Annotated in this window: 7 protein-coding genes; 4 read left to right on the top strand and 3 right to left on the bottom strand. The window is 65.1% G+C overall.

From position 1 onward, the window contains the following. On the bottom strand, positions 1–440 hold a 440-nt coding region (locus tag ACK41X_RS22050; RefSeq protein ID WP_409728006.1), incomplete at its 3' end, for an FAD-dependent oxidoreductase. Between the two features lie 143 nt (positions 441–583). Next, a complete protein-coding gene (gene mnmE / locus ACK41X_RS22045) occupies positions 584–1,945 on the bottom strand; it encodes a tRNA uridine-5-carboxymethylaminomethyl(34) synthesis GTPase MnmE (RefSeq protein ID WP_409728012.1) in 1,362 nt (453 codons plus the stop codon). An 88-nt stretch (positions 1,946–2,033) separates the two neighbouring features. Here mnmE and ACK41X_RS22040 point away from each other — a divergent pair, with 88 nt between their 5' ends. Next, positions 2,034–2,294, top strand: coding sequence for a hypothetical protein (locus tag ACK41X_RS22040; protein ID WP_409728003.1), 261 nt, complete (start codon positions 2,034–2,036; stop codon positions 2,292–2,294). Continuing rightward, complete coding sequence (locus tag ACK41X_RS22035; protein WP_409728000.1) at positions 2,272–2,682, top strand: type II toxin-antitoxin system VapC family toxin; 411 nt, start codon at positions 2,272–2,274, stop codon at positions 2,680–2,682. The genes ACK41X_RS22040 and ACK41X_RS22035 overlap by 23 nt, the downstream gene beginning before the upstream one ends. Here the strand turns inward: ACK41X_RS22035 and ACK41X_RS22030 are convergent. Further along, the gene (locus ACK41X_RS22030; RefSeq protein ID WP_409727997.1) at positions 2,679–3,425 is read right to left on the bottom strand and encodes a sulfite exporter TauE/SafE family protein; all 747 of its coding nucleotides are present in this window, start codon (positions 3,423–3,425) and stop codon (positions 2,679–2,681) included. The two genes, ACK41X_RS22035 and ACK41X_RS22030, sit on opposite strands and share 4 nt — an antisense overlap. A 137-nt stretch (positions 3,426–3,562) precedes the next feature. Between ACK41X_RS22030 and ACK41X_RS22025 the strand changes: the two genes are divergently transcribed. Next, on the top strand, positions 3,563–5,623 hold the full coding sequence (locus tag ACK41X_RS22025) for a thioredoxin domain-containing protein (protein WP_409728009.1): 2,061 nt from the start codon (positions 3,563–3,565) through the stop codon (positions 5,621–5,623). 68 nt (positions 5,624–5,691) lie between these two features. Further along, on the top strand, positions 5,692–6,540 hold an 849-nt coding region (locus ACK41X_RS22020), incomplete at its 3' end, for a porin (RefSeq protein ID WP_409727994.1).

Here is a 6,540-nt window from a genome sequence, read left to right as displayed (position 1 = left end):
GCCAGACGGATCCCCGTGACACGACCATCCCGGACCAGAAGATCGTCCGCCTCGCCCTCGATGACGGTGAGATTGGCGGTCGCGTGGATGGCGGCCTGCATCGCCGCCGCGTAAAGCTTCCGATCGGCCTGGGCGCGGGGTCCGCGAACTGCCGGACCCTTGCGGCGGTTCAGAACCCGGAACTGGATGCCGCCCTGGTCGGCAACCCGCCCCATCAGGCCGTCCAGGGCGTCGATTTCCCGGACCAGGTGCCCTTTGCCGAGCCCGCCGATGGCCGGATTGCAGGACATCGCCCCAATGGTCGCAAATTGGTGGGTCACCAGCGCGGCCGCCGCGCCCATGCGCGCGGCCGCGGCCGCAGCCTCACAGCCGGCATGGCCGCCGCCGATCACGACGACGTCGAAGCGCGGGTCCGCGGCCCGCTCAGCGGTCCGATCCATGGTGCGATCCATGCCGGGTATGTAGTTGAGGCGCAGGGTGGCGTCAAAACAACGCCGATCCGCCGGGTTCCGTTTCACGTGAAACGCTTGAGTCTCAATCCCTTGGCGAAAGAGTCTGGACTCGAATCACAAAAGGTAAACTGTCATTTACCAATGCAGAAATCGCGGAAAATCTTGTCCAGCAAATCGTCGACATCGACCCGCCCCGTCAGCCGCCCAAGTGCCTGAGCTGCAACGCGCAATTCCTCGGCAAAGGTGTCTTCACGCCCCGCCTCGGCCTCGCCGGCGGCCCGCCTCAGTGCCGCTTCGGCCTGTTCCAGGAGATGCCGCTGCCGCTCTCGGGTCACCAGCGCGGGTTCCCCTGAGCCAATGGCCGATCGGGCAAATGCGGTCAGGTCGTCCAGAAGCCGATCAACCCCCTGCCCGGATACCGCGGACACATCATAGGCGTCCCGGTCTCCGACCGCTGAGTTGTGCGGAGCACCGCGATCTGCCGACTCCCCGGGATGGAGATCGATTTTGGTTCGGATCCGCCACATGACTGGTCCGGGATCGACTGGCGAATCCGGATTCGAACCTTCACCCTCCGTTAACCATAAAACCAGGTCGGCAGCCGCGGCGCGGGCTCTGGCGCGGGCCACGCCCTCCCGCTCGACCGGATCGTCAGTCTCGCGGATGCCGGCGGTGTCCAGCAGGGTGACCGGATAGCCGCCAAGATCGAGATGGACCTCAATCACGTCGCGGGTGGTCCCGGCATGGGGTGACACGATCGCCACCTCGCGCCTGGCGATGCGGTTCAGCAATGTGGACTTGCCGGCGTTGGGCGGTCCGGCAATGGCAACGACCAGCCCTTCCCGCACCCGCTCGCCGCGGCGGCCGTCAGCCAGCAATGCTGCGATTTCCTGCTGCAGCAAACGCGCAGCATGAAGCGACCGCATTGCAACATCAGACGCCACGTCGGCCTCATCCGAGAAGTCGATCCCGGCCTCTGCCAGCGCCATGGCCTCGATCAGCCGCAGGCGCCAGTTTTCGGCCCGGTCGCTCAGGGCCCCCTGGAGCTGGCGCACGGCCTGGCGGCGCTGCGCGTCGGTCTCGGCTGCAATCAGATCCGCCAGTCCTTCGACGGCGGTCAGGTCGAGCTTGCCGTTGTCGAACCCGCGCCGGGTGAATTCGCCGGCTTCGGCCGGTCGCAGGCCGGGAAGCCGGGCCAGCGCGGCGAAGGTGGCCGCGATCACTGCGCGCCCGCCGTGCAGTTGCAGCTCGGCCACATCCTCGCCGGTCTCGCTGTTGGGCCCTTCGAAGAACAGCGCCAGGGCCTGGTCGATGGTCTCGCCGGTCTGCGGATCGCGCACATTGGCCAGCATGGCGCGGCGCTGGTCGGGCACCCGCCCGGTCAGCGCCTCAAGCGCCGCACGCGCCTTCGGTCCGGAGATGCGGACGATACCGATCGCCGCAGGGAGCGGCCCGGAGGAGAGCGCGTAGATGGTGTCAGCGGACCCTGTCATGGATTGCTTCAAGCCCTTTCACGACCGTTCGTAAAGAGGCTGCACAGCGATGTCTTGCATCTTTGCCAAGTATGTATTACACAGGGACATGAAATCGCGCAGCTACCGCTTGCCCGACAAACTTGTTGACGACATTGAAGCCGAAGCCCGCCGACGAAAGGTTTCTGCGACCGATGTCGTGCGCGAACGTCTGTCCGGAACGGCTTCATCCACACCGACCGCAGAGTCGTGGAAAGACAGTCTGGCCAAATTCGCTGGTGCGGTCGACGAGCTGCCGCATGCCGGCGATAGCCGAAATATCAAAGCTGCCTTGAAGGCCAGTGGTTATGGCCGCAACCGTTCTCGTTGATACGAGCTTCCTGATAGCGCTCTATAACCGCCGCGATCCCAATCATGCCTGGGCTTCAGGTTTGCTCAAGCGGTGGCCTCCGCCTTGGCAAAGCTGCGATGCCGTGTTGTCAGAGACCTTGCACATGATCGGTTCAATCGGCCTGCCATTGCTGGCGGATTTCGTACGTGACCGCGGTCTCACGATTACAGGCACGAGCGACCTTGGCATAAACGAAGTTCTCGCTCTCATGAAAAAATACGCCGACGTCCCGATGAGTTTCGCGGACGCGTGCCTCGTTCGAATGACTGAAGTATCGTCTGAGCCGATGCTGCTAACGACGGACAGCGCTTTCCGCATCTACAGACGGCACGGACGCAAGACGATTCCCTGCGTTTTGCCGGCCTAAATCACATTGCGCCCGAGCAGCAGCGCGCCGAGCGCGAGCAGTCCCAGATAAAGGCACAGCCGGAACGTATCGGCGCTGATCCGTGCGCGCACGCGCTGGCCGGCATACATGCCGGCGACGGCCGGCACGATCGCGAATAGCGATAATGTACCAAGCGACAGGTCGAACGCGCCGCCATCCCACAACACCAATGCGAGTGCGACCGTCGAAACGGTGAAATGCAGGCCGAGCGCCTGCACGAGTTCGTCCTTGTCGAAACCGATGGCCTGAAGATAGGGCAGGGCGGGAATCACGAACACGCCGGTCGCGGCCATCACAAAGCCGGTCGAGATGCCGACCACCGGTCCAAGCCAGATCTCGGTGTTTCGCGCCACCGTGAATTTCACCTTGGTGAGTCCGATCAGGGCATAGGCGATCAGCACCACGCCGAGCCCGATCGCCGCGGGCTTAGCATTCTCGCCGGTCAGAATCCCGTTGCCCAGCCATGCGCCGGCAAACATGCCGAGCAGCATGCCGCCCAGCCGCTTGATGAGCCCGAACAGAAATGGGCCGGCGACCATCTGCCAGATGTTGGTGGCGAGCGACGGCGCAATCAGAATCGCAGCGGCTTGCGCCGGTGTCATCACGGCAGCCAGCAATCCCAGCGCCACCGTCGGCAAGCCCATGCCGATCACGCCCTTCACGAAACCCGCGAGCAGATAGGCGATGACGACAAGCCCGGTGATGCCGAACGACGCTTCCATGCGACGCACTTGAAGGAAGTCGCGGCGCTTCACAATGCCCAAAAGACGAAGGGAGCCTTCGCGAAACCGGAATGGCTGCGCTGCCATTTCCCCGCTGAGCCGTTATCGTGCTGTCCGAAGCAACCTGCGAGGTCGCCATGTCAGCCGCCGCATCGACACAACAATCCGGACCGCAAAACCGGCTTGCGCAGGAGACCTCGCCCTATCTGCTGCAGCACAAGCACAACCCTGTAGACTGGTGGCCCTGGGGACCGCAGGCCCTGGCCGAAGCAAAAGCGAACAACAAGCCGATCCTGCTCTCGGTCGGCTATGCCGCCTGCCACTGGTGCCATGTCATGGCGCATGAGAGCTTCGAGGACGCGGCGACGGCGCGGGTGATGAACGAGCTGTTCGTCAACATCAAGGTCGACCGCGAGGAGCGGCCGGACATCGACCAGATCTACATGCAGGCGCTGCATCATCTGGGCGAGCAGGGCGGCTGGCCGCTGACCATGTTCCTGACGCCTGCCGGCGAACCGTTCTGGGGCGGTACCTATTTTCCGCCGACCGCACGCTATGGCCGGCCGGCCTTCGTCGATGTGCTGCGCGAGGTGGCGCGGCTGTTCCGGGAGGAGCCGGCCAAGATCGAGCAGAACCGCGCCGCGCTGATGGCGCGGCTGTCGGAGGTCGCCCGCCCTTCGCAACGGGTGACCATCGGTCGGCAGGAGCTGGACCAGGTGGCGCTGCAGCTCGGCAGCGCCATGGACCCGGTGAATGGCGGCCTGCGCGGCGCGCCCAAATTCCCGCAATGCGCGATGTTCGAAAATCTGTGGCGGGCGGGGCTGCGGACCGGGGAGGGGCGCTATTTCCACATCGTCGATCTGACCCTCACCAGGATCAGCGAAGGCGGCATCTACGACCACCTCGGCGGCGGCTATGCCCGCTATTCCGTCGATGACAAATGGCTGGTGCCGCATTTCGAGAAGATGCTGTACGACAATGCCCAGCTTCTCGACCTTTTGGCGCTGGCCTGGCAGCGATCGGGAAAAATGCTGTACCGGGAGCGGGCCGAGGAGACGGTGGGCTGGCTCGCCCGTGAAATGACCGGCCCGGAGGGCGGCTTCTACTCTTCGCTTGACGCCGACTCCGAGGGCGAGGAGGGAAAATTCTACGTCTGGTCGCTGGCGGACATCGAGGCGGTGCTCGGGGTGGAAAATGCTGCACTTTTCGCGCAGCATTACGATGTCACGCCAGACGGAAATTTTGAGGGTCGTAATATCCTCAACAGACTCAAGGGCTTGCCGCGCAGCATGGAAATCGATGCTGCGCTCGCCATGCTGCGCGCCATGCTGCACCAAGTGCGCGAAAAGCGGGTCCGTCCGGGTCTGGACGACAAGGTGCTGGCGGACTGGAACGGCCTGATGATCGCCGCCCTGGTCCACGCCGCAAACGCCTTCTGGCGGCCGGACTGGCTCGCGCTGGCACGTCGCGCCTTTGACTTTGTGCAGCGCAACATGAGCCGCGGAAACCGGCTCGGCCATTCCTGGCGGGAGGGGCGGGTGCTGTTTCCCGGCCTGGCGTCCGATTTCGCCTTCATGACCCGGGCGGCCCTGTCCCTCTACGAGACCACCGCAGACCGGTCCTATCTCCACCAGGCGCTGGCCTGGCAGGCGGCGCTCGACCGCCATTACGCCAATCCGGACGCCGGCATCTATTTCCTGACCGCGGACGACGCCGAGGGTCTGGTGGTGCGGCCTGCCTCGACAGCCGACGACGCCACGCCCAACCCGAACGCCATCATCGCCCAGAATCTGATCCGGCTCGCCGCCTTCGCCGGCGACCATGCATTGCGGGACAAGGCCGACCGGCTGATCGACGGCATCCTCGCGATCGGCGGCAACAACCTGTTCATGCATGTCGCGGCGCTCAACGCCATCGACATGCGGCTCAACCTCGCCGAGATCGTGGTGACGGGGGAGGGCGAAGCCGCCGATGCCCTGACAAAGGCCGCGCTGGCGCTGCCCTATGTCAACCGCGCGGTGCTGCGCGCGCCTTCGGCGGATGCCCTGCCACCGAGCCATCCGGCGCAGAACAAGATCAAGGGCGCCGCCTCGCCTGCCGCCTTCATCTGTATCGGCGAGACCTGCTCGCTGCCGGTGACACATCCGGACGAGATCGCAGACCGCGTCGACACGGCCCGCGCAATGCCGGGCGCTTGACGCGAATCGCAATTCGCTCTGCAACTCGGCTGTGAGCATCCGCCAATGGGCGGGGCCGCCGGATGGCCATGGCGAGACGCAACGCCGACACGATAATGGTCGCCGCGCTCGCGGCTGCTGGTTTTGCCGGCGCGCCGGCGTGCGCCGCGGACCTGCCGCTCAAGGCAACGGCCGCGGAGCAGGTGCGCATCTGCGGTCTCTACGGCCCGGGCTATTATTTCATTCTCGGCACCGGCACTTGCATCAGGCTCGGCGGCTATGTCCGCTACGAGGCCTATGCCAACGCCGCGGGCGGCACCTACCCGACCACCACGCCGCAGGGCGTCATGACCCGCGCGACCTCGACCTTCGCGCAGCAGGCGCGCTTCCGTCTGACCGGCGATGTGCGCACGCAAACCGAATACGGCACGTTGCGCTCGTATTTCGCTTTCGGGGTCAACTGGCTGAATAACCCGAACGGCAATTTCGAGCCCGGCCCGGGAAACCCGAATACCCAAGCCGCGCTCGAACGCGCCTTCGTGCAATTCGCAGGCTTCACCCTGGGGCGCACCGATACCTTCTTCGCCTTCTACGACAGCCCGGCCTACAACTTTCTCACCTTCTCGTTCGACGGCTCGACCGGCACCACCGGCATGAATGTGCTGGCCTATTCACACCGTTTCGCCGACGGACTGACTGCGACCATCGCGCTGGAAGATCAGGCCGCGCATGCCGCGCCCGTGATCGATCTTGGCAGCGCGAGCGCGGTCACCGCAACCGCCGGCGTGATGGGTGCCGGGCTGTTCGCGCAGCCAGCCCCGCCCTTCAACGGCATGAAGGGCATGTGGGTGCCCGACATCATCGGCAATCTGCGGCTCGATCGCGACTGGGGCGCGGCGCAGATCAAGGGCGCGCTGCATCGCGTGGGCGCGGCCTAT

Source organism: Pseudorhodoplanes sp. (assembly GCF_046289595.1).
GTDB lineage: Bacteria > Pseudomonadota > Alphaproteobacteria > Rhizobiales > Xanthobacteraceae > Pseudorhodoplanes.
Note: the sequence above shows the minus strand (reverse complement) of the source record. Positions and strands in the feature narration are given on the sequence as shown.

Bases quoted from the DNA above. Each gene is read 5' to 3' on its own strand.
- mnmE (WP_409728012.1), bottom strand. From the start codon at position 1,945: ATGACAGGGTCCGCTGACACCATCTACGCGCTCTCCTCCGGGCCGCTC.
- ACK41X_RS22030 (WP_409727997.1), bottom strand. From the start codon at position 3,425: ATGGAAGCGTCGTTCGGCATCACCGGGCTTGTCGTCATCGCCTATCTG.
- ACK41X_RS22025 (WP_409728009.1), top strand. From the start codon at position 3,563: ATGTCAGCCGCCGCATCGACACAACAATCCGGACCGCAAAACCGGCTT.
- ACK41X_RS22040 (WP_409728003.1), top strand. From the start codon at position 2,034: ATGAAATCGCGCAGCTACCGCTTGCCCGACAAACTTGTTGACGACATT.
- ACK41X_RS22035 (WP_409728000.1), top strand. From the start codon at position 2,272: ATGGCCGCAACCGTTCTCGTTGATACGAGCTTCCTGATAGCGCTCTAT.